We start from the raw sequence: 26,157 nt of genomic DNA, 5'->3' as shown, positions 1-26,157 counted from the left end.
CAGCCGGACAGACAAGGCGCTATTGTTCGATTACGTCATTTCACGAACCTGTTCCTTCGTCGCCGTTTCAACAAGACGAGTCGCCGAGGCGACAAGTGGTTCACGAAGCGTTGAGTCCGCTAGCATAGCGGCGGCGTGTCTGAACTGCACCGCCATCAGGAGCAACTCCTCCGGCCGCAGCTTTATCACATCGTCGCCGCCCCAGCCCGGCGGCCAAGGCCAGTGAAACGGAATATGAATCCGGCGCGGCTCGTTCCCGCAGTACCAGTCGACGATTTCCATCATGCGCCGGCTGATCGCGTTCGTCGCGCCCTCGGTACCGCCGGGTCCCATGAGGCAGGCCAGATCATGTTGTGCGACCAGGTACTCGATAGTGGCACGCGCCAATGCGATCGCACGCGTGCCATCCTCGGCCTCCGAAACCGGGCCGCTTTGCGCGCTAATCGATGGATACTGCGTCGACCGTGCCGACGCCCGGTGCAAAGCGCAATCGCGACGAAAATACCAATCCCGATCCGGCAAGAAACGGTTGTCCCAAGGAATTGGAATCAAAAGAGGCGGGGAGGAATAATAGTCTGCCGCGGTGGACGAGGCTTGAACTGAAGCAGTTAGTGTGGCGGGTTCAGGCATGACGGACTCCCTTCATGCGGAAACAGAAGTGCTGCGTTGTCCCGGGGCTGATGCGCGAATGGAAGTGCGAGGATTGCAAACGGCTGATGTTCGTTTGTGGTTCTGACCGACTTTCAGATTCACTATATAGTGCGCGTGCCAAATGGCAAGGTACGATCGCTATCGCTTCAGGGCATGGCAGGCGAAAGGACAGGATGAAGGCAAGACGCTGTTCGACGGCAAGATGAATGGCGACGATAACTGGCCACCAGGAAATCCCACCGATACCAATCCCCAGCACTACAAAGAGTCCACCGACACAGGCGCAGCCTGACTCATACCCGGTTGCGGCGCCAACACAACCTGATTGCGACCATTCGCCTTCGCGCGATACAGCGCGCCGTCGGCCCGCGCGATAAGCTCCGCCGCCGATTCGCCGGCCTCGTATTCGGCCACGCCGAAACTGCACGTGACCGATCCCACCTCGCCGAACACGACATGGCTGATCGCGTCGCGCAGCTTGTCCGCGGCTTGAAACGCCATTGAGCCTGACGTCCCCGGTACCACCATCAGAAACTCCTCTCCGCCCCAGCGAGCAAGGAAATCATTCTTGCGCAGCAGATTGGGCACGAAGCGCGACAGTTGAACCAGCACCTTGTCGCCCACGGGGTGGCCGTAGCTGTCGTTGATTCGCTTGAAGTTGTCGACATCGAACAGGATCAGCGAGAGCGGTGTGCGGTATCGGTCCGAGCGCGCGATCTCGTCAGCAAGCGTCTTGTCCAGCATCAGCCGGTTATACAAGCCCGTTAGCGGGTCCGTGCTCGCCCGCAGACCCAGCTCGATTGCCTGTTGCTGAAGCCTGATACGGTTGCCCGTCTCGATCTCATCCTGAACCCAGCGCCCTCTGCCTAACATGTAAATTAACGCCATGATCGTCACGAGCAGCGTGATGACAATGCCAAGAAAGCGGCTCACAAAGATCTCGTGCGTCGGCTTGAGAATGACCAGCGACCACTGGGTCTGCCCCACAAAGCGGCGGCGCACGTAATTGCGGTCGTTGTCCACGTTGGTCCAGCTGCCGTCGACGACTTCCTTTTCCAGCATCGGCCGCTCGCTGAGCTTTGCGAAGCCGCGTACGATTGGCGACGGAGGCGACCGGCCGCCTGCGGCAACCGGCCAAAGGTGACGCAGTCGCGCGGCCGGCCGGTTCGTCATCACGACGACGCCCTGCGGATCCGCAAAGAAATACGGCCGATCGAATTGCCGGAGATCCGTTTCAAACGTGTCCAGCGACCGGGTCAGCACGGCAACGCCGACCACCGTTCCATCAGGCTCGCGGATCGGATAGCTGGCGTAGTAGTCGAGCGCGCCGGTCGCGGCGTCGTACACGAACTGGTAGCCCGCTTTGCCGGCTAGCGATGTCCGAAAGTACGATGCTGCGCTGCGATCCGGAACACCGGCAATCATCGCTCGCCCGTTCGACGCGGCGACTACCACGCCCGCGGCGTTCAATAGATAGCCTTGCTTCGCGCCCGACGATGCAACGTCGAGATCGAGCGTGGCGCGCGCGGCGGCTTCGTCGCGAACATCGGCTCCTTTCAGCAAGGGCAGTACGGAAGGCGATCCGGCCAGCGCTTTGACCATGCCTTCGACGGTCGCCATCTCGCCTGCCAGCCGGCTGGCAAGCAGATCGATGTCGGCACGCGCCTCCTGCTGCACGTTGCGCCGATAGATCCCTCCCAGGTACTCGGTCAGGGTCCAGCCGCACAGGAGAATCGCGGCCATCGCAACGAGCGTCCACGTGAGATGCCGGCGGACGTAGGCGGTGTAACGCGCCGAAGAGATGTCCGCGGCAATCTGCTGGCAGAAGATGCCCCAGATCGAAAACGACAGCCAGCAGGCGAGCAAGCCGCGGACAAGTTGAACAGGAAGTCCCGTCACACTGGAGAAGGACCGGTAGTTGACGACATTCGCAGGCCAGAATGGCGCTGCAGGCACCACGATGCCTGCAGCGACGGCATAGAGCAGGAAACCGGCGGACGCGAAGACGGCAAATCGCTTTGCTGCGCCGGAAGCGGCGCTGGCCTGCCATGCGAACACCAGGCTCGCCGCGAGTGCGCCCGTCAATCCGATGGCGTACCGCGCGACAATGTGAGCGGGAGTCAGGCCGTAGGCAACGCCGACCAGCACGACACACGTCACCGGGAGCACATGTATCCATCGGCCCGGCACACGCAGACCCCATCCGATTGCCAGCGACCGGGCAAAATCCAGCAGCAGGACGAACGATAGGGCCATGACCGCCGTTCGCATTTCGGCGAACGCGGGGCTGTCGCCCACGATCAGTGCGGAGAGATCCAGCCACTCGCCCAGGCCGTGCACGAAGCCAAACCCGGCCAGCATCCCCCAGGCTGCGCGTGTCGTTCCCATCGAGCTTCTCGCGATGGCGAAACACGTGAAGCCGAGTAGGATGAACGCCAGACCGTAAAAGAAGAAAATGAAGTCGAGCTGGTTACTCATAAAGGCAGCCATGTCTCCCTTCCTTCGTGTCGATTCGGTATCGGCTGCAGCAGAACCCGTCGCGCGATCAGACCGGGCCCGCGCGTCGATTTTCGGTCTTTCGGCCAACCTGGTAACCCGGATTCCACGGTCGCGCCAGGATGGGTTCAGTCCGTATCTGCCACAGCGTATGCGGTTATAAGGTTATACGGTAGCAAGGCACTTGCCAGCGCTGTTTCGTCGTCGAGTCGCGGCTCGAAATCGATCTTCCGCGCATAAATTCGACGCGTGGATTGCCTCCAGGCTCGAAATTCGCTTGAGTGCCGCCGGCAGGGACGTCAAAGCGCTATCGGATCGACGGCTTGGCAGACGCTTCCCGGAACGGCTGCTATCGAGCGTGCCGAGCGCCCCTCGATGGGTCGGTTAAAGACGCGCTCATGCACGTCCGCATTGGCATGTAGCTACTTTGCCTGCCGGGGACGTCCCGATCGCGCGTTCATCCATTTCTCCGCAGTAGGTGGTTCGCTCCGCTGCCGGCTTGCCGCGACAACACGTATCGCGTCCGGCCTGTCGTACCATGACGACAGTTCGAACTACCGTAGCGGGAAACGACATGCCGTTCAAATCGCTGGATGCCGCCGCGATCGAAGCAGCGCTTGCCGGTCACACGCGTCAGTATCTGGCCGGCGCGCTGCAAGCGCCGCAGCCGCTGTCGCATGTTCACGACGAGGACATCGAAGTCGGCATTTCCGACTACGTACACGCCGGGTTCGAACCCGCGCATCGCCACGCACGCGCGAAGGAGTATCAGTACGTGCTGCGCGGCATGACCGAATACCAGGACATCGATACCGGCGACATACACCGCTTTCGCACCGGCGATTTCTACGTGATCTATCCGGGCACCGCATACGTGCAGCGCATCAAGCGCGACACGCGCATTCTCTTTGTCAAATATCCAGCCGGCAACGACAAGCAAACCTTGCCGATGACGCAAGCCGTCGACGCATGGGCACGCGAAACCTTGCGTGTCACGCGTATCGATCTGAACGCGCGGGCAGGGCGCACGGATCACGAAGCGCCCGCGCTACCCGTCGCGAATGCGCTAAAGCCCGCGGTTGCGGTCGCCGTGTTCGACGTTTCGGGCCGGCTCCTGCTCGTCAAGCGCCGCGATAGCGGTTACTGGGCGATGCCCGGCGGCACGATGGAACTGACCGATTCGCTCGAAGGCTGCGCGCGCCGCGAGGTGCGCGAAGAAGCCGGCATCGATATCGCGATTACCGGAATGATCGGCAGCTACACGGACCCGGCGACGATCATCGCGTACTCGGACGGCGAAGTACGCCGCGAGTTTTCGATTCTGCTCGCGGCGTCCGCATCCCCATCGGGCGAACACCTTTCGCACGACGACGAATCGACCGACGCGCAGTGGGTGAAGCTCGACGAACTCGCGCGCTTTCCGATGGTCGCCGCGCAGGCGCGCCGCGTGCAGGATGTGCTCGCGTGGCGCACGCATCGCGAGGTCTTTATCCGTTGATGCCAACGCGCGCTGCGGGGTTCAAACCGGACGCGCTGCACGACTTCATAAACCGTTTTAAGCCGTCTCAACCCGGCGTGATCCCGCTCGCGCTTAAAGGCGCGCGTTATCGCGCGGAACCGCGCAACGCCTGTTGTCGCGTAACTTGTTAATCTACGGAGTGGGCGGTGTGATCGCGCCATTCATCGGCATCAAGCATGATCGACATGCTTATCACGCTATTTTTGTAGAGCTTTCGATACGTCTTTTATACGGTTCTGGCGAAAGTCTTTACAGCATCTTTATGGATCGTTGTGAAGGGAATGCAAAGCGCGTCCGAACCCCGCGTTCAAGGACAGGAATCTCAAGCTCAAGCGTCTGGCGTCGAACGGGGCAGGTTGAAAATTTTCTTCGGCGCCTGTCCCGGCGTCGGCAAGACGTGGGCGATGCTGCAGGCGGTGCGCCGGCAGCGCGACGACGGCATCGATGTCGCGCTCGGCGAGATCGATACGCACGGCAGCGAAGCGCTGCGGCGGCTCGTCGACAACCTGCCGGCGCGGCCGCCGAAGCACGTTCATCATCATGAACGCATGTTGCGCGAATTCGACGTCGACGGCGCGTTGGCTGCGCATCCGCAACTGGTCGCAATCGACGAACTCGCGCGTGCGAACGTGCCTGGCGGACGCCATGCGAAACGCTGGCAGGACGTCGACGAACTGCTCGCAGCGGGCATCGACGTGTACGCGACGCTCGACGTCGCGCAACTGGAGAGTCTCGGCGATACGGTCAGCAATCTGATCGGCCTGCGCGTGCGCGAGACCGTACCCGACCGTTTCTTTTTCGATGCAGCCGATGTCGTGCTGATCGATCTGGCGCCCGACGATCTGCTGGCACGCCTGATGTCGGGCAGCGCGCGGCTCACAGCGGCGACCGAAGGCGCGCGCAGCTACCGCGTGCGCGCCAATCTGCTCGCGTTGCGCGAACTGGCGCTGCGCTGCGTCGCCGATCGTGCGAATGCGGACGTGCATGGGCAGCGTCTGAAAGGGCGTCTGCGCACCGTGAGTGCGGCGCGCGAACGGATCATGGTGGCGATTCGCGCCGAGCCGTCGCACGAGCGGCTGATCCACGAAGGCGCGCGGCTTGCGCAACATCTGCGCGCCGAATGGATAGTCGTGCATGTCGATCAGCCGGCCGACGGCCGCGACCCGCACGGGCGCGAAACGCTGCTCACGCTCGCGAATCTCGCCGACAGCCTCGGCGCCGAGTTTGCGAACCTGCCGGGCGAGGACATCGCCAGCACGCTGGCCGGCTACGCGCACGAGCGCGGCGCGACGCGGCTCGTGCTCGGCAGCGATCCGCCGCGTTCGCGCTGGCGAGCCCTGTGCGCCGCGCTTTCGGGAGCGAACGTTGCCGAACGGATCGTACGCGCGAATCCGCGCGTCGGGCTGGTGGTCGTCGGCACGGCGGACGATGCACAGGCGCCGGCCGCGAAGGCACTGACGCAACGCGCCGCCGACACGCCGTTGAACGGTCTGATACTCGCGGTGATCGCATGCGCGCTGACCACGCTGGTGGCGAGCGTGCTGCTGCACTTCTTCGCGACGCCTAACGTCGTGATGCTGTTTATGCTGAACGTCGTGCTGCTGTCGCTGCGGCTCGGGCGGCTCGCGGGCGCGTGGGCCGCGCTGATCAGTGTGGGCAGCTTCGATTTCTTTTTTGTCGAGCCGCGCTTTTCGTTTGCGGTGTCCGACACGCAATATCTGGTGACGTTCGTGCTGATGCTGACGGTCGCGCTGGTCACGAGTCAGCTCGCGGCGCGGCTGCGCTACAAGGCGAAAGTGGCGACCGCCGGCGAGCGCCGCGCAACCGCGGTCGCGCGCGTCGCGCGGGACCTCTCGAGCGCCATCCGTCCCGCGCAGATCGCCGCGGTGTGCCGGCAAACCATTGCGCCGCTCTTCAATGCGCGCGTCGCACTGGTGTTGCCTGATTTGACAACCGCGTCCAGCACGCCGCAAACGGAATTGCTGCAACCGGCCGGCGAAGAATTCGTCGATACGTCTGTCGCGCAATGGACCTACGACCATGCGGAAGCGGCAGGCGCCGGCACGCCGACCTTAAGCGGTGCGCGCGCGCTGTATCTGCCGTTGAAAGGGCCGATCTCCACGCGCGGCGTGCTCGCGATCTGCGCAGAGGAAGGCGAACTGTCGCACGACGCGGACGACCGGCGCCTGCTCGACGCATGCTGTCTGCTGATTGCGCTCGCGCTCGAGCGCACGCACTTCATCGAGATCGCGCAAGACACACAGGTGCGGATGGAAGGCGAGCGGCTGCGCAACGCGCTGCTGGCGGCCGTGTCGCATGACCTGAAAACGCCGCTCACCGCGATTCGCGGCCTCGCGGAAACCCTCGAGCAGGTCAGCGATCTGCCGGAGCACGAGCGCGTCGCCGCGTCGCGCTCGATCCGCCTGCAAACCGAAGAGCTGCACCGGCTCGTCACGAACCTGCTGGATCTGGCGCGCATGCAGAGCGAAGGCGTGCGCCTGAACAAGGAATGGCACGCGCTCGGCGAGATTACCGGCAGCGCGCTGGCGCGCCTCGGCACCACGCTTGCCGCGCATCGCGTGCGCACAGAGCTGCCGCCCGATTTGCCGCTGATCGAAATCGATGCGATCGCATTCGAGCGCGTGCTGGTCAATCTGATCGACAACGCTGTCAAATATACGCCGGATGGTTCGACGATCCAGATCCGCGCGCGCGCAGTCGGAGACACGATGCATCTGTTTATCGAAGACGACGGCCCGGGTCTGCCGAATGTCGACCCGGAGCATTTCTTTGAAGCATTCACACGTGGCGTACGGGAATCGACGATCTCCGGTGTCGGCCTTGGGCTCGCGCTGTGCCGCACGATCGTCGATGCGCACGAAGGCGCGATCGACGCGGAGCGGCGCGCGCCGCAGGGCACGCGTTTCGAGATCCGTCTGCCGCTGGGCGTCCCGCCTGTCATCGAAGAAGAGAGACCCGCATGAAAAAACCGCGCATTCTGCTTGTCGAAGACGAGTCCGATATCCGGCGCTTTATCCGCATGGCGCTCGAGCGCGACGGGATGACCGTGTTCGAAGCCAGCACGGCGGCGCAGGCGCGGGTCGAAAGCGCGAGCCGGCAGCCGGAACTGCTGATCGTCGACCTCGGCCTGCCCGACGAGGACGGCAAGGTGCTGATCCGCGACGTGCGCAGCTGGTCGCGTGCGCCGGTGCTGGTGCTGTCGGCGCGCGATCGCGAAACCGAAAAGGTGGAAGCGCTGAATATCGGCGCCGACGACTACCTGACCAAACCGTTCGGCGTGCCCGAACTGATCGCGCGCGTGCGCGCGCAGCTGCGCCGCGCAAGCCTCGTGGCAAGCGACGGCCCAACCGCGTCGACCGTGCATTTCGGGGACGTGCGCGTCGATCTGGCGACCTACGAAGTGACGCGCCACGGCGCGCCGGTGCATCTGACGCCGACCGAATTCCGGCTGCTCGCCGCGCTGATTCGCGGCTACGGCAAGGTGATCACGTACCGGCAGTTGCTGCTGGACGTCTGGGGCCCGGGCTATGCGGACCGTCCGCAGTATCTGCGCGTGTATATGGTGACGCTGCGGCAGAAGCTCGAAGACGACCCGACGCAGCCGCGGCATCTGATGACCGAACTGCAGGTCGGTTACCGTCTCGCCGGGCTTGCGTCGTAGCCGCAAGCACAGGCACAGGCGTCGACGCCGCGTTCAGCGTGGGTCGCGCGTCTGGCCGGCCACCGTCGTGCAATACCGTTCGACCGCCTGTTCGAGATTGTGGAACATCCGCTCGCGGCCGAGCGCTTCGCCAAGCGGCGAGCGCTGCACCATGGCGAACACGTCGGGATTCATCGCGGCGAGCCACAGCGTAATGCCGCGCGCGCGCAAGCGCTGCTCGGCATCGGCGAACATCTTGAGCGCCGTGTATTCGATATCGAACACGCCGCTCAGATCGACCACCACCGTTTGCGGCGCGGCGGCCGTGATCAGCTTCAGCATCTTCAGGCCGACATGCTGCACATTCGCGAAGAAGATGCGTCCTTCGGGCAGCAGCAGCAACAGGCCCGGCCATGTCTCGTCGTTCGGATGCGCGGCGGACAGCGGGCGGAACACGTCGGTGTTGCGCTTGCGCGCGAGCACATACACCGGCGGGTCGGAAATCTGATGCGCGAGCGCCGCGAGCGACACGATGATCGCCACCAGAATGCCTTGCAACGTGCCGACCACGACCACGCCGGCCAGCGCCACGAGGGCCCACACGAACTCCATGCGCCGCACGCGGGCAATCGCGCGAAATTCGATCGGATCGAAAAGGCCGATCGAATACACGATCACAACCGCCGCCAGCACCGCATGCGGAATCAGGCCGATCAGCGGCGACAGCAGCAGCATCGCCGCGAGCGCGACGGCCGCCGTGACGAGCGACGACGCCTGGCTGGCGGCGCCGGCGCGCCGGTTCACCGCCGTCTGTGTGGTGCCGCCGCCGCCCGGCATCGCGCCGAACAGCGCGCCGGCGAGATTGGCAAGGCCTGTGGCCAGCAGCTCGCGGTTCGCCACCGGCGTCGGCTCGCCATGCCGCGCGAACGCGCGGCCCGCGGCGGTGGTTTCGGTGAAGCTCATCAGCGCCATGCCGAGCGCGATCGGCCACAGCGCGTGGGCCAGCGCGAAGACCGGCAGCGTCGGGGCGGGCAGTCCCGCAGGCACCGCGCCGACCGTCTCGACGCCGTGCGCATGCAGGTCGAGCAGCCTGGACGCGACGATCGCGCAGCCCACCACGAGCAGCGGGGCCGGCACGCGCGGCACGAAGCGGCGCAACACGATCAGCGCGATCAGCGCGAGCGCCGCGACGATCACCGTCGGTGTCGACGTCCTCGGCAGGCCCTCGACGATATGCGCGACGTTGTAGAAAAACTCGCCCTTCGCGACATGAATGCCGAGCAGCTTCGGCACCTGATCGACAAAGATCACGACCGCGATGCCGGCCTTGAAACCGACCAGCACCGGCTCCGAGATAAAGTTCGCGACGAAGCCGAGGCGCAGCAGCGACGCCACGAGCAGCATCGCGCCGACCAGCACGCCCAGCGTCGCCGCGGCGGCGAGCAGCGTCACTCCGCCGGCGCCTTGCGACACTTCAGCGAGCGCCGATGTGGTCAGAATCGCGAGCGTGGTGGTCGTGCTGACGCTCAGCACCCGCGAGGTGCCGAACATCGCGTAGACCAGCATCGGGATAAACGCGGTGTACAGGCCGGCTTCGATCGGCAGCCCGGCGAGCGTCGCGTACGCGAGCGCGTTCGGAATCACGACCGCCGCGGCGGTCAGACCGGCAGTCAGGTCGTGCCTGATCCATTGCCGTTGATAGTGCAGCAGCCATTCTGGCAGCGGTATCCAGCTGCGTCTGTGGAGTTGCCGAAGCGGGGCGGTTTGCGGGTCGGGCGGCGGCATAGTGGAAGGCCCGATCGGGCGCGAAGGCGCCGGCGGGCACAAAAAAAGACAGCGCGAAAGAGCCGCTGCGCGCCGGCGGCGCGCAGCACCAGTGCCGGTACACGCAGCGCGCGGCGCGTCTTTCAGAACCTTTCGGGTACGTACTTGAACGGGTAGTCCGGTTCGCGATAGTCGCCGCGCTTCTGCCGTTTCGGCAGCGTGATTTTCGCACGCGGCATCGCCCGGTACGGAATGCTCGACAGCAGATGGCTGATCAGGTTCAGCCTTGCGCGCTTCTTGTCGTCGGAACGCACGACGTGCCACGGCGCGACGCCGGTGTCCGTTTCGACGAACATCTCATCGCGCGCACGAGAATAGTCGTACCAGCGTTCATACGAGCGAAGATCCATCGGCGAGAGTTTCCAGATCTTGCGCGCGTCAGTGATGCGCGCTTCGAGCCGGCGCGTCTGCTCCTCTTCGCTGACTTCAAGCCAGTACTTGAGCAGAATCACGCCGGACGCGAGAATCGCGCGTTCGATGAGCGGCACGCCTTTCAGGAAATGCCGCGCCTGCTCTTCGGTGCAAAAGCCCATCACACGCTCGACGCCCGCGCGGTTGTACCAGCTACGGTCGAATATCACGATTTCGCCGGCGGCGGGCAGATGCGGCAGATAGCGCTGCACGTACATCTGCGATTTCTCGCGCTCGGTCGGCGCAGGCAGCGCGACCACGCGGAACACGCGCGGACTCACGCGTTCGGTGAGCGCCTTGATCGTGCCGCCTTTGCCGGCGCCGTCGCGCCCCTCGAACACCACGCAGATTTTCGCGCCGGTCTGCACCGCCCATTCCTGCAGCTTGACGAGTTCCACATGCAGACGCGCGAGTTCCTTTTCATATTCCTTGTTCGACAGCTTGCCGGGCAGGCTGGCGCCGTCGGCGACGCCTGCTTGGCTGGCCTCTTTTGCGGCGTTGCTGGCGGTGTCCTTAGCGGACTTTGCGGAAGTCTTTCCGGGCGCTTTTTCGGCGGCTTTTTTCATCTGAGCCATGGCGGGGTCCCCTCGAACGGTCGTACCGATGCGATGATGCGGTTCCCTATCGAGTATGGTCGGGCGTCGGCGGCGCCGCAACTGGACTTTGGTCCAATGCGCGGCGCTTGCCTGCCTGCTTTCTTGTGGCCCACCGGCCTTTGGTCAGCCAGCGTACATGCGTCAGCATTTGGCCGGCGACGTCTTTTCGTCCGCATGCGCATGCAGCTCGGGCGGCTTCGCGCTGCCGCCGTGCTTTTCGAGGTATTGGCACGCGCTGACGATATCGTTCCCGAGCAGACACGCGACGTTGTGATTGATATGCGGCCGCACGACCACGCGCAGGCTCATCACCTTTTCGGCAGCGGGCGGCATCGAGTAAGCGGACAGCACCCAGCCTTTTTCACGCACCTTGTTCGACACGTCGAATTCGTTGAAATTCTTGATCTTGCTGTCGAGCGTGACCGCCACCACCGGAATGCGCTGCGTCTCGTTCATGATCGTGAAGTAGCCGCTGTCGACCAGTTTCTTGCGCAACGTGATCGCGTTGTTCAGCGTGTGCTGCATCACGCGCTTGTAGCCGTCGAAGCCGAGCCGCAGGAACTGGTAATACTGCACCGCGATCTGAAAACCATTGCGGCTGAAGTTCAGCGTCGCGGTCGGCATTTCGCCGCCCAGGTAGTTGACGTAGAACACGAGGTCCTCGTTGAATATCTTGCGTTCGCGGAACACCACCCAGCCGAGCCCCGGCGGCGTGAGCCCGTATTTGTGGCCCGACGCGTTGATCGACTGCACGCGCGGCAGCCGGAAATCCCATTTGTAGTCCGGATACAGGAACGGGTTCACAAAGCCGCCGGACGCCCCGTCGATATGCATCGGAATCGAGATGCCGGTGCGTTTTTCGTAGGCGTCGAGCCAGTCGTGAATTTCCTGAATGTCGTCGTCTTCGCCGGTGAAGGTCTGCCCGGCGATCGCCACCACCGCGATCGTGTTTTCGTCGACATACCGTTCGAGGTGCTCGGCGGTGAGCCGGTAGTTGCCGGGTTTCAACGGCACGATGCGCGGCTCGACGTCGAAATAGCGCATGAATTTCTTCCAGACAATCTGCACGTTGCCGCCGGTCACGAGGTTCGGGCGGCTGCCGTCCTTGCCTTCGCGCTCGCGCTTTTGCCGCCAGTTCCACTTATGCGCGAGGCCCGCGAGCATGCACGCTTCCGATGAACCGACGGTCGCGGTGCCATACACCTCGACGCCCTTCGGGCCGTGCCACAGCTGATGCAGCCAGCGCACCATGCGCGTTTCCATCGCGAAGAGCTGCGGATACATATCGTGGTCGATGTAGTTCTTGAAGATATTGCGGCGCGCGGTTTCGGCGGCTTCCGGTTCCGCGAAGGTCGTGACGAACGACGACATGTTCAGCATCGGGTTGGTATCGGTCCATTCGTCGCTGATCACGATCGCCGCGGCGGCGCGAGCCGACACGCCGCTTTTCGGAAACTCGTGCTCGGGCACTTCGAAATTGAACTCGTCGTACGGCGTGAGTTTTTCGACTGGGGTCTGCATATGTCGCTCTTTCCCATTCAAGGACCAGCAGGAACCCGCCGCGCGACGTCGTGCGCGCGGCGGACAAGAGGACAACGTGAGGGAGGGCGCGTGCTAGCTCAGCAGCATCACGACGATCATCCCCCAGATGGTCAGCAGCGTATTGCCGACCGCATAGGTGACCGTGTAGCCGAGGCCCGGCACCTGGCTTTTCGCCGCGTCGCAGATCATGCCGAGCGCAGCGGTCGTGGTGCGCGCGCCCGCGCAGACGCCGAGCAGGATGGCCGGATGGAAACGGAACACATACTTCGCGATAAACATGCCGAGAATCAGCGGCACCGCGGTCGCGACGATGCCCCACAGGAACAGGCTGATGCCGAGTTGCTGCAGCCCCGCGACAAAGCCGGGCCCCGCGGTGATGCCGACCACCGCGATAAACACATTCAGGCCGACCGAGTTCATGAACCAGAGTGTCGAATCCGGAATGCGGCCGAAGGTCGGATGGATCGCACGCAGCCAGCCGAACACGATGCCGGAGATCAGCGCGCCGCCCGCGGTGGACAGCGTGATCGGCACCGCGCCGACCTTGATCACGATCGCGCCGATCAGCGCGCCGATCGTGATCGCGATGCCGATAAACGCGACATCCGCGGAGGCGGACGGGCGATCGATCACACCGATCACCTTCGCCGCGGCCGTCGTGTCCTGCGTGCGGCCGACGATCATCACGGTATCGCCGCGATGCAGTTGCGTGTTCGGCAAGACCGGAATCAGCGTTTCAGTCGGGCCGCGCTTGATGCGCCGGATATACACGCCGCGCGCGTTCGGCCGTTTGCCGAGATCGGCCAGAGTTTTGCCCTCGACGTCCTTGTTCGTCACGTAGACGTCGACGCCTTCGGCCGGCACCGCGAGCAGTTCCGGATCGTCGACTTCAGTGCCGAGCGGCCCGAGCAGCTCGACCAGCAGCTCCCGTGCGCCGACAATCGCGACGATGTCGTCCGGCTGCAATACCGTGTCGATGCGCGCCTCCTCGATCGTGCCGCCGCGCCGGATGCGCTCGATGTAGAGACGGCTGCCGTCCGGCACCAGCGCTTCGGCCTGGCTCACCGTCAGGCCGACCGCGCGGCCGCCCTGCTGAACGCGGTACGCGCGCAACTCGTACTGGTGCCACGCCTGGCCCGCGCCGCCCATTTCCTTCGCGCCGCCGAGGCTCGCTTCGTATTCCTTGCAGGCGGCCACGAGGTCGATGCCGAGCAGCTTCGGCCCGAGCGCCGCGAGAATCAGTGCCGAGCCGACGGTGCCGAAGATGTAGGTCACCGCATATGCGGTTGGCATCGCATTGAGCAGGGCCTTGGTGTCGTCTGCCGGTAAGCCGAGACGGTTGATCGCATCGGTCGCGAGGCCCATCGACGCGGAAATGGTTTGCGATCCCGCAAACAGGCCCGCGGCGGACCCGATCGAGTAGCCGGCGAGTTTCGCCGCGATCACCGGCGCAGCCAGACACAGCAGGCATTGCACGACGGAGAAGATGGCTTGCGGAATGCCGTCCTTTGCGATGCCGCGCACGAACTGCGGCCCGACGCCGTAGCCGACCGCGAACAGAAACATCAGGAAGAACACCGCTTTCACGTTTGCCGAAATCGTGATGCCCAACTGGCCGATCGCGATGGCGGCAAGCAGGGTCGCGGTGACCGCGCCGAGACTGAACCCTTTATAGCTTTTGCCGCCGACCCAATAACCGATGCCGAGCGACAGGAAAACCGCGATTTCCGGATATTGCCGAAGTGTTTGTACTAGCCAGTCCATGCTCGCTCCTCATCATCGTTCGTTATAGAGACGTGCAACCGGAACAGAACCGTAACGGGGACTCGGGTGACGCGGCGAACACACCTCGTGCTGGACAGGTGACCGGGCAACGATGTGTTCCGTCATCGAGGCTGCAGTGGCGGCAAAGCGCGGCAATGACCGCCGCACGCACTCGCGGAATCGCGCGACGTGCGCATGCAAACGCGTGATGCATAAAGCCCGGACATGGGGGCGCAAAGTGCGGTCCGGCTGCAAGCAAACACGAAACACAGTAACTGCGCGGTAAATCGCACGATATGCGGCGTGGTGCGCCGGCGACGCGCGATTTCATAGATGGCTTACTAAACGAAAGTCAGTATAGGCAACGCCGATCGAATATTCCATGATGAAGCTTATACGTTTAGTTCGACTGATGTCATGGCGAGAATGTCAATGTTTGGCATCGCTGTTTTTTGCGTCTTCGGGTCTTTGCGGATGCCTTTTTAAATACCGCATGCAATCGGCGCCGCGCAAACACCACGCAAACACCACGCAAGCACCGCGCACGCGCGGTTGCGCTCTTTTGTCACGCGTCATGGGACCTTGGTCCAATTGACCGGACCGAACGCCGCACGCCACAATGCACAAGCGCTGATTCAGCGTTGCGCCCATGCGTTGGGCGCATCTCCCTCGCGCGTTGCCCAATTGTTTCCTGATTGACATCGCGACGACACCCGCGTCTTATACGTTCACATACGCGGTTAAACGTGTTTCCCGAACGAGGCATCGGCCACGAGCCGGATGCTGGCGCCCGAATGCGCGGCGCCCGGATTGCCGTCTGTCCACGGCTATGCGGTCTTCGACCACGAGGTCCCACGTTATGAACGCAGGTACTCCATTCGCGCACAGTCAACAGATCGGCGCAAAGGTCGCAAGAATCTTCCAGAAGCGTGCGCAGGTCGCGCAGCACAACTTCACCGAACGCTTGCATGACGCGCTCGACACGAAGACCGGCGACGGCGCCGCGCCGGGCGCATCGAGCGACGCAACGGCTGCGCCGCCTGGCGCGGCGTTCACCACGCCCGCCGCATGGGCCGCTCCGTTCACCGCGCCATTTTCAGGCGCGCTCAACGCGGCATTCGACCCGTTCAGCGCATACCGCTATGCGATCGACTTCGCGCAACGAAGCGTGCTCTTCTGGGACACGCTGCGTCAGCGCGGCAACCAGTTCGTCGATCAGACCGCGCAAGGTCTGAAGCCCGTGCTGCATTTCGACTATGAAACCGTGCTCGACGGCCGCACGTTCGAGCGGCCCGTGAACTATGCGCTGTTGCGCATCCGCGCGCCGGAAGGCGTGACGATCGACGCGCGCAAGCGGCCGTATGTGATCATCGATCCGCGTGCGGGGCACGGCCCCGGTATCGGCGGTTTCAAGGACGATTCGCAGGTCGGCGTCGCGTTGCGCGCGGGCAGCCCGGTCTACTTCGTGGTGTTTTTCCGCGACCCCGAACCCGGCCAGACGATGCTCGACGTGTGCGCGGCCGAGCAGCGCTTTGTCAAAACGGTGCGCGAACTGCATCCGGATAGCCCGAAGCCGGCGATCGTCGGCAACTGCCAGGGCGGCTGGGCCGCGATGATGATCGCGACGTCCGATCCGGACGATACCGGCCCGGTCGTGATCAACGGCGCGCCGATGTCGTACTGGAGCGGCGCATGGAGCGAAGGCGAGGGCGACAATCCGATGCGCTACGCGGGCGGCATGCTGGGCGGCACATGGCTTGCGTCGCTTACCGCCGACCTCGGCAACGGCAAGTTCGACGGCGCGCATCTCGTGCAGAACTTTGAAAATCTGAACCCCGCGAACAGCCTGTGGGACAAGTACTACCACGTGTTCGACCATGCCGATACGGAACCGCCGCGTTTTCTCGACTTCGAGCGCTGGTGGGGTGGCTACTACCTGATGAACCGCGACGAGATCGAATGGATCACGCGCAATCTGTTCGTCGGCAACAAGCTATGGGCGGGTGAAGTGCGCGGCACCGGCGGCGCGGCATTCGACCTGCGCGACATCAAGTCGCCGATCGTCCTGTTCGCGTCGCTCGGCGACAACATCACGCCGCCGCAGCAGGCGTTCAACTGGGTTGCGGATATCTACGGCAGCACTGATGAGATCAAGGCGCGCGGTCAGGTGATCATCGGCCTCACGCATCAGAGCATCGGCCATCTGGGCATTTTCGTATCGGGCAAGGTCGCGAAGAAGGAACATTCGCAAATCGTTTCGGTACTCGAAGCGATCGAAGCCTTTCCGCCGGGGCTGTACGGTATGGAAATCGCGGAGCGCAAAGGGGCGGACGGCAAGCCCGAATACGATGTGAATTTTCACGAGCACCGGCTCGAAGATATCGCGGCGAAGTTCAACCGGTTCAAGCGTGTCGACGAGTTGCCGTTCAACGCGGTCGAACAGGTGTCGGAGTTCAATCAGCGTGCGTACGAACTGTTCACGCAGCCGTTCGTGCAGGCGTTGTCGAACGAAACCAGCGCGGGCCTGCTGCGTCAATTCCATCCGTTGCGCGCGCAACGCTGGATGTTCTCCGATCTGAACCCATGGCTTGCATGGCTCGGCCCGGCCGCGAACGCGGTGAAGGCGAACCGCATCAGGAGCGATGCCGATGGTCCGAACCCGCTTCGCCAGGCCGAGCGGCGCGGCGCCGAAGTGGTCAGCGCGTCGCTCGACTTCTACCGGGCGATGCGCGATGCGGCGACCGAGAGCCTGTTCTTCGGCCTCTACGGCAACATGTTCGCCGCGCGTTCGCCGGATAAGGTCGAGCTCGACGGACCGCTTGCGGCGCCTGTTGCGGATCCGAAAGACTTGCCGTTCGTAAAGGAGGCGCTGGCGTCGATCGCGCAAGGCGGCTATACGGAAGCGATTGCACGGGCCGCGTGTCTGCTCGCACGGCACGGCGAACCGCTGCCGCTCACGCGGCTCGCGATTCGCCGCGAACTCGCCGATGAGTATGCGGAGTACCTGCCCGCACTCGAACACGATGCGTGGCGGCGCATACGCGGCGAGCAGGAGATCATCGTCCGCTACGAGCCGGAACGCGCGCTGGCATCGCTGCCCACGCTGCTCGAGGATGCCGGCGAGCGCAAGCGTTTCCTCACGCTGGTCGATAAACTCGCTCAGGACGAGCGCGTGCAGGGCATGGCGCTGACGGCAGCGCAACTCGAGATGGTCGGGCGCATTCGCGCGTTGCTGCCGCTGAAAGCCGCCCGTAGTGCGCGTCCCGCATCCTCTGCCGTACATTGAACGCTCATTGAACGCTCATTGAACGATGCACCATGCCGGCGCGCACTGCGCCGGCTGTCTGCGAGGGACCTCCATGGAACGTCACCACGAGAAGTATCAACGGCTGATCGACTATTGCAAGACCGCGCCGCCGACGCCGACCGCCGTCGCGCATCCATGCGACGAGAGCTCGCTGCGGGGTGCGGTCGAGGCGGCGCAAATGGGCCTGATCGCGCCGATTCTCGTCGGACCCGGCGAGCGGATCGTCGCGCTTGCCGCGCAGTCGGGCATCGATATTGCGCCGTATCCGATCGTCGACGCGCCGTTCAGTCACGCGGCGGCGGCTGCGGCCGTGCAACTGGTGCGCGAAGGCAACGCGCAGGCGCTGATGAAAGGCAGCCTGCATACCGATGAACTGATGAGCGCGGTCGTCAGCCGCGAGCATGGGCTGCGCACCGCGCGGCGCGTGAGCCATTGCTTCGTGATGGACGTGCCGGGCCATCCGGATGCGTTGATCATTACCGATGCGGCGGTCAATATCGCGCCATCGCTCGACGAGAAAATCGATATTTTGCAGAACGCCATCGATCTCGGCCACGCGCTGAAGTTCGAACAGGTGCGCGTCGCGATCCTGTCGGCGATGGAGACGGTCAATCCGAAAGTGCCGTCGACGATCGAAGCGGCCGCGTTGTGCAAGATGGTCGATCGGCATCAGATTACCGGTGCGCTCGTCGATGGGCCGCTTGCGCTCGACAACGCAATCGACCTCGAGGCCGCGCGCATCAAGAAGATCGACTCGCCGGTGGCGGGACGTGCGAACGTGCTGATGGTGCCGGATCTCGAAGCAGGCAATATGCTGGCGAAGAGCCTGTCGTTTCTGGCGGGGGCGGATGCGGCGGGTGTCGTGCTCGGCGCGCGTGTGCCGATCATCCTGACGAGCCGCGCCGATTCGGTGATGACGCGGCTCGCGTCCTGCGCGGTCGCGGTGCTGGTCGCGCGGGCGCGTGCGCAAACGACAAAAGTGGTGGGGTAATGCAATGACCGATGTGATTCTCGTGCTGAACGCAGGTTCATCCAGCATCAAGTTCCGCGCTTATTACGTGGAAGGCGACGTGGCCGACGGCGAGCTCGGCCTCGGCCTGCATGGCCAGGTGGAGGCGCTGTTCAGCGCACCGCATTTTATCGCTTATGACCAGCACGGCGCGCAGGTCGGCGAAAAGCACTGGGGCGACGGCGCAAAACTGTCGCACGAAGACGGCATTCAAACCATCTCGGACTTTCTCACCAGTCACCGCGGCGATAGCCGCCTGATTGCGGTCGGTCATCGTGTGGTGCATGGCGGCGAGAAGTTCGCGAAATCGGTGCTCGCGACACCGCAGGTGCTCGACGAACTCGACAAGCTGACGCCGCTTGCGCCGCTGCATCAGCCGCATAACCTGAAGCCGATCCGCATCGTCGCGGCGATGCACCCGCATCTGCCGCAGGTCGCATGCTTCGATACCGCGTTTCACCGCTCTCAGGCCGAGCTCGCGCAGGCGTTCGCGCTGCCCGAATCGATCACCTCGCGCGGCGTGCGGCGCTACGGGTTTCATGGGCTGTCGTACGAGTACATCGCGCAGGCCTTGCCCGATTTCTCCGCGCGCGCCGCGGCGGGACGCACGATCGTCGCGCATCTGGGCAACGGCGCCAGCATGTGCGCGATGCAGGCCGGGCGCAGCGTCGCGAGCACGATGGGCTTTACCGCCGTCGACGGCTTGCCGATGGGCACGCGTTGCGGCAGTCTGGATCCCGGCGTGATCCTGTATCTGCTCGAAGAACTGAAAATGGATGCGCACGCCATTGAAGATCTGATTTACAAGGAATCGGGTTTGCTCGGCGTGTCCGGCGTATCAGGCGATATGCGCAAGCTGCTCGCGAGCGACGCGCCGCGCGCGCGTTTTGCGATCGACCTGTACGCATACCGGATCGGACGTGAAATCGGCTCGCTCGCGGCTGCGCTTCAGGGGCTCGATGCACTGGTGTTCACGGCCGGCATCGGCGAAAACTCGGCCGAGGTCCGCCGGCGCGCGGCGCAACAGGCCGCGTGGCTCGGCATCGAACTGGACGGCGCAGCGAACGACGCGGGCGGCCCGCGCATCAGCACGCCGTCGAGCAACGTCGAGGTCTGGACCATTCCGACCGACGAGGAACTGATGATCGCGCGGCATACGCAGGCGGTCATCGGCACATTGTGATTCGCGCACGAGGAGTCCGACCATGACGAACACCGCTAACGGCCCGATTCTGCACAACATGAAGGCGCTCGTCACCGGCATCGCCAACGAGCATTCGATTGCATATGGCTGCGCGAAAGCGTTTCGCGAGCTCGGTGCGGAACTGGCCATCACGTATGCGGACGACAAGGCGAAGCCCTATGTCGAGCCGCTCGCGCGCGAACTCGGCGCGCCGATTTTCATGCCGCTGAACGCGTCGAACCCGGACGATTTCGACAAGGTGTTTTCGCGCATTCAGAGCGACTGGGGCAAGCTCGACATTCTTGTCCATTCGATCGCATGGGCGCCGAAGGACGATCTGCAAGGCGGTCTGCTCAACTGCTCGGCGCAGGGTTTCGCCAGCGCGATGGACATTTCATGTCATTCGTTTATCCGCATGGCGCGCCTTGCCGCACCGTTGATGAAAGACGGCGGCTCGATGTTCACCATGAGCTACTACGGCGCGAACAAGGTCGTGCCCAACTACAACGTGATGGGGCCGGTGAAGGCCGCGCTCGAAGCAAGCGCGCGATATCTCGCCTACGAACTCGGTCCGCAGCGCATCCGCGTGCATGCGATCTCACCAGGGCCGCTGAAAACGCGGGCCGCGTCGGGCCTGAAAGACTTCGCTCTGCTGCTGACCGAAGCCGCCGAGCGCGCACCGCTCGGCGAACTCGTCGACATCATGGATGTCGGCTTCACCTGCGCGTTTCTCGCGACGCGCTACGCAAGACGCCTGTCGGGCGAAACGCTGTACGTCGACGGCGGCGTGAACATCATGGGCTAGCCACGCAGGTGGCGGTATTCAAGTGAAGGAGAGTGGCCATGGCGGACATGGTGATCGGCAATCTCGAGGATGGCACGTCGGATGAAGAGATTCAGGCGCTGCTCGTCAAATACGGCTTTCCGGTCTACGACCAGATCCAGCACGTGCCCGGCGACGGTTCGCGTCCCGCGGTGCTGGTGAACTTCAACGGCACGGAACCGGCCGCGCTGCGCATGCTGCAGCCGCGCATTCACAACCTGTTCTGGAAAAATCGCCGGCTCAATGTCGTGATCCTGCAGGAGCGCAATGAGTGACGGCGGACGGCGCCGGCTGACACGGAGAAACGGGAGATGGGTTTTCTGAGCCGGTTGTGGCGCCGCACAGGTGACAAGGAACAAGGCGATTCCAGCCGTTCGTCAGATCGCGCCGACGAGGTCGCGCAGACAATCGCGCGCGTTGCAAAGGCGATTCCGAAACTCACGCTCGCGGCGCGATACGAATCGCGTCTCGCACCGGCCGTACGCGGTACGCTCGATTACGCGAGCGGGATTGTCGCGGCGTTGCCTCGGCCGCGCGACGCAGCCGCGAGCGCATGGTCGAGCGACCCTTATATTCATGCGTTCTTTGCGACATCCGACGATGTCTGCGAGACGTTCGGCCGCTCGCACGAATTGCGCGATTGGTTTAACGAACATATCGATTGCGCGGAAGTTTACGCGGTGCTCGGCATGGAGATGGCCGAACGCACCGCGCTCGGCGTGGCGCAGCAGGACGGCAGGACGCGCACCGACGTGCGGCAGACCACGATCAGCTTCAGCGATCATCGCGTGCGGATTTGCGGACGCACGGAGGCCGATCTGCATGACGAGATCGTGCGGCGTCTGGTCGATCAACTGGCGCTCGAAGCGCTCGAACAGATCGCGGAAGACAAGTCGCGCCGCGATGCGCTCGAAGAAGAGCGCGCGCTGCTCAAGGCGCGCCTGCAGCTGTTGCAGCGGCAGGGCGCGGGCATGCATGCGGTGACATCCGGTGCGGCGCCGGTCGACCTGGCCGAGGTCGCACGCTTGCAGCGCGAGCTCGACGCGAACGAACGCAGCCTCGCGGCACTGGGCTCGCCGACCGAGGCGATCGAACGTCAGTTCGATATCGTGCAGCGCATCTACGCGGATCCGGCCGCATACACGTATGTGACGGTCAAACAGGTGCGGCTCGACAGAATGAATGTGATGGTCGATATAAGCGCAACGCAGCCCGCGGCGGACCTCGAATTGCGTGTCGCGCGCATTCCGGCGAGCCCATCCGATACGCGCGCGTTCGCGATCGTGCGGTTCAGGCGCGCGGATCTGCCGCCCGCCGGCAGTCTGTTCGGCGATACGAGCCGGGTGATCGTATAAAGGCGCATAGAAACTGCGTGTGAAGCGGGCATCCGCGCGATGCGCCGCGCGTGACGATGGCCACTTTCAGCGCGATGCCGATCGCGTTCTTCACATGCGCGTGCCGCATCGAATATCCGTCATGCCGGAGTGCCCCGGGAAGGAATGCTTTTAGATATCTATCTCGCATGGCCTTATGATTTGAGGTCGAAGCGCAGACTTGGGTAAGATCGCATCCTCGGCTTGTCAGCTCGACCTTCACAATCAAATACTCCGGAGACCATCATGACTTCCACTACAACGCCAGTCTGGTTCATCACGGGTTGTTCAACCGGATTCGGCCGGCAACTGGCGCATGCGGTACTCGCGCGCGGCTGGCGCTGCGTCGCGACGGCGCGCAACAAGGCGTCGCTCGCCGGGCTCGCCGGCGAGGTGGACAAGGCGGGCGAGGTGGGCGATGTGGCCGGGCGGCTCCTCACGATCGATCTCGACGTGACCGACGCGCGGCAGATCGGCAGCACGGTCGAAGCGGCGCTCAAGCGATTCGGTGCGATCGACGTGCTCGTGAACAACGCCGGTTACGGGTATCAGGCGGCGATCGAGGAGGGGGTCGAGGCCGAGATTCGCGCGCAGTTCGACGTCAATGTGTTCGGCCTCTTCGCGATGACGCGTGCGGTGTTGCCCACCATGCGCGCGCGCCGCAAAGGTCACGTGCTGAACATCACATCGCTGGCCGGTCTTGCCGGCTATGCGGGCTCCGGCTACTACGCAGCCAGCAAGCACGCCGTGGAAGGCTGGTCCGACTCGCTCGCGGTGGAAGTCGAGCCGCTCGGCATCAAGGTCACCTGTATCGAACCGGGGCCGTTTCGCACCGACTGGGCCGGCCGCTCGCTCAAGCAGACGCCGAACCGTATCGCCGACTACGCGGAGACGGCCGGCAAGCGCATGCAGGTCACCGCGCAAAGCAGCGGGACGCAGCACGGCGACCCGGTCCGTGCCGCGCAGGCGATGCTGTCCATCACCGAGGTCAGCGACCCGCCGCGCAACCTGGCGCTCGGCGCGGGGGCGCTCGACGGCGGCACCAAACGGCTGCACGCGCTGCTGGCGGACTTCGACAAGTGGCGCGATACGAGTCTCGGGGCCGATTTTCCGGAAGGCGGGAAATAATGTTTTCGGCTTGTCGAACTTGACGCAACCTTAACGCGCGGCGGCTCGCTGCGCGTGCCCCGCGCGCGGTCGGCGCGATGCGCAACGGCGCGCACGGCATTGACGGCTTTTTTATGACACGCGGCGCACATTTTGCCGCGTGTTGATGTGCCGCTTGCTTCAATACGGCCGTATCCCTTCATCGTTGAGCGGACGTCCCGATGCTACGGCTGTTGATTCCTGTGATCCATCACGACGGCGCGCTGCAGGCCGCGCGTCACGCCGCGTTCCTGTATGCGGAGCGCTGTGTGTCGGAAGTCGAAATTGTCGAAGTGCTCGAGCCGCTCGACTGGGGACGCACGAGCGCGTTCCATTCGCGCGGCGCGCTGCGCCTGTACGACCGGCGTCAGATCATGAGTCCGCTGATGAATACTCGCGCGATTCTCGACGACGCCGGTGTTCCGTACCGCTGGAGCCGCGCATTCGGCCCCGTCGCCGAAACGATCGCCGCGCGTGCGGCGCTGCAACAGTCCGATGCGGTGATTGTCGATGCAAGCCAGATCGGCTTTCTGACCCGCTGGTGGATCATCGCGAGGCTGTGGCGGCTGACGAAAGCGCCGGTCACGATGCTGCACTAGCACGCATGGGCGCCGCCACTGCATGCGCACTCGCCGCACCGCGCGATGTGTGTATCGCGCACGAACCTGCCGGGATCGTTTTTACACCCGTGAAGGCGCCTTTTTATGCGGCTTTTGCGCCGCGTCGGATATCCTTTCAGCATGCAATAAACGATGAGGGCGACATGGCGCACCCATTGGCGGGCCTGCAAGCATGGCTAAAGCGCGGCAAATCCGAAGCGCGCGCGCAGCACCGGGCACAGTCGCGACACGAGCCCGGGCGCAATGTGATGCTGCATGTGACGGTCGATGCGCAACACACGACGCCGTTTCGGGAAGCATTGATTCGCGATTGCGGCAACCAGCAATGGACACTGCGTGTCGCGCCGCTGCGCGATAGCGCCCGCGTGCAGCTGTCGCTGTATCTGCCGAAAGCCGATGTCGGACATGCGATGCAGCGGCTGTCGCAATTGACGCCGGACGCCGAAGTCGGTCAGGTAGTCGAAATTCCCGATACGCCAAGCCACGCGTGGCGCAGTCTGATTCACGCGGATGCGAATGGGCAGGCGAACGGGCAGGCCGATGCGCCGGGCCGGCCCGCGACGCGCCGCCACGACGCGAACGGCAAGCGCCGTAACGGTAGCGGGCGCGGTGCAGCTCAGGGTGCAAGTCCGGGTGCAAGTCACGGTGCTCACCGAACGATCGATAACCATGCCGATGCCACCGCTCTCAAAGCGTCCACAGTGAATACGCCACGCGACGAAGCCATGGATGTCGCCGATGTCGCCGCCGAAAGCATCATCCCTGTGCAACCGGGCCTTGCCCAATTGCTGCCCGCGAGCCACGTGCTGCTCGCACTGAGCGTGGCGGACCGCGAACAGCTATTCGCGCAACTCAGCCAGGCGTTCGAAACACTGTGCGGGGTGCCGGCCGAAATCGTGACCGCCGGCCTCGCGTCGCGGGAAGCGCTCGGTTCGACCGGGCTCGGGCGCGGCGTCGCGGTGCCGCACGGTCATATCGCGGACCTCGCGCAGCCCGTCGCGCTCTACGCGCGGCTCGCTGAACCGATTGCATTCGATGCGCCCGACGGGCAGCCGGTCAGCGACATCGTCGCGCTACTCGTGCCGCAATGGGCGGACAGCGCGCATCTGCATCTGCTCGCGGAGGTCGCGCAGTGCTTTTGCGATCATCAGTTCCGCGACCGCCTGCACGCGTGCGCGGACGCCGGCGCGGTATGCCGGCTGTTCAACGGGCGCGATACGCTCGAGCAGGCCGAACGCGGCGCGCGGCGGATCACCTGAAGGCGTCGCGTCACGCTGCATATCAACCGGCTAGCGCGCCGCGCGGCCTCTCGCCACCGCGTCGCGCATCGCGACGCAATAGCGGACCAGCTGCGGCTGCGACACGACGAACTGTTTGAGCGGCGTATCGATATCGTAGAAGTAGATATTGGCGACGAAACCGTACACCGCCGCATCGATGCTCGCCGGCTGGTCGCCGAACAGAAAGCCGCTGTCGTGGATCAGGTTGGCGATCGCCTGCAGGTCCGCGATGCCGCGCGCATACGCGTCGTCCGGTTCGTAGCGGCCGATGCCCTGATAGTGATACCGGTTGAAGTTGTACTGGCGCGCGGCTTCGAGCGCATCGACGCCGACATCCGGATGCTGTGCGAGCAGCGCGGCCTGGAAAGCCGGCCAGTAACGGTCGTCGCGCCAGCGCGAATACGACATCACCCAGTACAAATCGTCGAGCGTACGGCGCAGCATCAGGTCGAGATCGCGTTGCGCGGCGGAGTGCGTGTTGTCGATCGGCAGCGCGTATTGGCGTTTCAGGTAAGACAGAATCGCGTCGCTGTCGCCGATTGTTTGCTCTCCATCGACCAGATACGGCAACTGGCCGCGCGGCGCCGCTTTCGTATCGAGCACGTGGCGATGCTCGAACGGCAGTCCGCATAGCCGCAGGAACGCAAATACCTTCAGACCGTACGGGTTGTTGTCTTCGAGGCCGAATAGCTCGGGGTACGAATACAGCGTCATCATTTTTATTTCTCCTTGAGCGCCGCCGGGCAACGCGACCGCTTCCGCAGCGTCACGTGCACCGGGCTTACGCGATTGTATGCCGCGCGCAGCGCCGGTCAAACGGCTTGCGCGGGGCATCCGCATGCCATCCGGCCGTCGTCGCGTGAGCTTTCTTTAGTTTTGGTTCAAGCGGTATGAAGCCGCGGCCAATGGTCATCGGAAATACGCTATGGCATCGTCATCGTCGATGATGCGA

20 protein-coding genes are annotated in these 26,157 nt (G+C 64.0%); 13 read left to right on the top strand and 7 right to left on the bottom strand.

Translation table 11 applies throughout. The annotated features are described in order from the left end of the window. Positions 1–30: 30 nt before the first annotated feature. A complete protein-coding gene (locus HV675_RS06675; RefSeq protein ID WP_175110085.1) occupies positions 31–630 on the bottom strand; it encodes a hypothetical protein in 600 nt (199 codons plus the stop codon). 142 nt (positions 631–772) lie between these two features. Between HV675_RS06675 and HV675_RS06670 the strand changes: the two genes are divergently transcribed. After that, positions 773–943 carry a hypothetical protein gene (locus HV675_RS06670; RefSeq protein WP_175110084.1) on the top strand — a complete coding sequence of 57 codons (171 nt, stop codon included), beginning with the start codon at positions 773–775 and terminating at the stop codon, positions 941–943. On the opposite strand, the gene HV675_RS06665 is transcribed toward HV675_RS06670, so the two are convergent. Beyond that, positions 910–3,141, bottom strand: a complete 2,232-nt coding sequence (locus HV675_RS06665; RefSeq protein WP_175110083.1) for a GGDEF domain-containing protein — start codon at positions 3,139–3,141, stop codon at positions 910–912. The genes HV675_RS06670 and HV675_RS06665 overlap by 34 nt on opposite strands. Positions 3,142–3,721: 580 nt before the next feature. Here HV675_RS06665 and HV675_RS32200 point away from each other — a divergent pair. The 3 genes from HV675_RS32200 (at position 3,722) to HV675_RS06650 (ending at position 8,348) form a co-directional block, all read left to right on the top strand. Further along, positions 3,722–4,645, top strand: coding sequence for an NUDIX domain-containing protein (locus tag HV675_RS32200; RefSeq protein WP_217478033.1), 924 nt, complete (start codon positions 3,722–3,724; stop codon positions 4,643–4,645). 377 nt (positions 4,646–5,022) lie between these two features. Next, a complete protein-coding gene (locus tag HV675_RS06655; RefSeq protein WP_175110082.1) occupies positions 5,023–7,650 on the top strand; it encodes a sensor histidine kinase in 2,628 nt (875 codons plus the stop codon). Then, positions 7,647–8,348 (top strand): response regulator, encoded by a 702-nt coding sequence (locus tag HV675_RS06650; protein ID WP_175110081.1) that lies wholly within the window; start codon positions 7,647–7,649, stop codon positions 8,346–8,348. Before HV675_RS06655 ends, HV675_RS06650 begins: the two co-directional genes overlap by 4 nt. Before the next feature lie 33 nt (positions 8,349–8,381). Here HV675_RS06650 and HV675_RS06645 read toward each other — a convergent pair whose 3' ends face one another. The 4 genes from HV675_RS06645 to aspT form a co-directional block, all read right to left on the bottom strand. Continuing rightward, positions 8,382–10,112: a SulP family inorganic anion transporter gene (locus HV675_RS06645; RefSeq protein ID WP_175110080.1), complete on the bottom strand. Its 1,731-nt coding sequence runs from the start codon at positions 10,110–10,112 to the stop codon at positions 8,382–8,384. A gap of 122 nt (positions 10,113–10,234) precedes the next feature. Next, positions 10,235–11,137 (bottom strand): polyphosphate kinase 2, encoded by a 903-nt coding sequence (gene ppk2 / locus HV675_RS06640; RefSeq protein WP_175110079.1) that lies wholly within the window; start codon positions 11,135–11,137, stop codon positions 10,235–10,237. A 162-nt stretch (positions 11,138–11,299) separates the two neighbouring features. Further along, entirely contained in the window at positions 11,300–12,679 is a 1,380-nt protein-coding gene (gene gad, locus HV675_RS06635; protein WP_175110078.1) for a glutamate decarboxylase, read from the bottom strand. Between the two features lie 93 nt (positions 12,680–12,772). Continuing rightward, entirely contained in the window at positions 12,773–14,464 is a 1,692-nt protein-coding gene (gene aspT, locus HV675_RS06630) for an aspartate-alanine antiporter (protein WP_175110077.1), read from the bottom strand. Positions 14,465–15,323: 859 nt separating this feature from the next. Between aspT and HV675_RS06625 the strand changes: the two genes are divergently transcribed. From HV675_RS06625 to HV675_RS32390, 9 genes are all read left to right on the top strand, one after another. Then, complete coding sequence (locus HV675_RS06625; protein ID WP_175110076.1) at positions 15,324–17,750, top strand: DUF3141 domain-containing protein; 2,427 nt, start codon at positions 15,324–15,326, stop codon at positions 17,748–17,750. Between the two features lie 73 nt (positions 17,751–17,823). Continuing rightward, positions 17,824–18,762, top strand: a complete 939-nt coding sequence (locus HV675_RS06620) for a phosphate acetyltransferase (protein WP_175110075.1) — start codon at positions 17,824–17,826, stop codon at positions 18,760–18,762. Positions 18,763–18,766: 4 nt separating this feature from the next. Beyond that, positions 18,767–19,963 (top strand): acetate/propionate family kinase, encoded by a 1,197-nt coding sequence (locus HV675_RS06615; protein WP_175110074.1) that lies wholly within the window; start codon positions 18,767–18,769, stop codon positions 19,961–19,963. 22 nt (positions 19,964–19,985) lie between these two features. Then, positions 19,986–20,768 (top strand): enoyl-ACP reductase FabI, encoded by a 783-nt coding sequence (gene fabI / locus HV675_RS06610; RefSeq protein ID WP_175110073.1) that lies wholly within the window; start codon positions 19,986–19,988, stop codon positions 20,766–20,768. Positions 20,769–20,806: 38 nt separating this feature from the next. Further along, positions 20,807–21,061 (top strand): RNA recognition motif domain-containing protein, encoded by a 255-nt coding sequence (locus tag HV675_RS06605; protein WP_175110072.1) that lies wholly within the window; start codon positions 20,807–20,809, stop codon positions 21,059–21,061. Positions 21,062–21,097: 36 nt separating this feature from the next. After that, positions 21,098–22,141 (top strand): coiled-coil domain-containing protein, encoded by a 1,044-nt coding sequence (locus tag HV675_RS06600; RefSeq protein WP_175110071.1) that lies wholly within the window; start codon positions 21,098–21,100, stop codon positions 22,139–22,141. Positions 22,142–22,405: 264 nt separating this feature from the next. Beyond that, positions 22,406–23,287 (top strand): oxidoreductase, encoded by an 882-nt coding sequence (locus HV675_RS06595; protein WP_175110070.1) that lies wholly within the window; start codon positions 22,406–22,408, stop codon positions 23,285–23,287. A gap of 200 nt (positions 23,288–23,487) precedes the next feature. Next, on the top strand, positions 23,488–23,904 hold the full coding sequence (locus HV675_RS06590; protein ID WP_175110069.1) for a universal stress protein: 417 nt from the start codon (positions 23,488–23,490) through the stop codon (positions 23,902–23,904). 164 nt (positions 23,905–24,068) lie between these two features. Then, positions 24,069–25,184 (top strand): PTS sugar transporter subunit IIA, encoded by a 1,116-nt coding sequence (locus tag HV675_RS32390; protein ID WP_246270123.1) that lies wholly within the window; start codon positions 24,069–24,071, stop codon positions 25,182–25,184. 30 nt (positions 25,185–25,214) lie between these two features. On the opposite strand, the gene HV675_RS06580 is transcribed toward HV675_RS32390, so the two are convergent. Then, on the bottom strand, positions 25,215–25,922 hold the full coding sequence (locus tag HV675_RS06580) for a glutathione S-transferase C-terminal domain-containing protein (protein ID WP_175110068.1): 708 nt from the start codon (positions 25,920–25,922) through the stop codon (positions 25,215–25,217). Positions 25,923–26,157: the final 235 nt, after the last annotated feature.

Origin of the sequence: Paraburkholderia solisilvae (genome assembly GCF_902859875.1) — a bacterium.
GTDB lineage: Bacteria > Pseudomonadota > Gammaproteobacteria > Burkholderiales > Burkholderiaceae > Paraburkholderia > Paraburkholderia solisilvae.
This window is presented reverse-complemented; position numbering and strand designations above follow the sequence as displayed.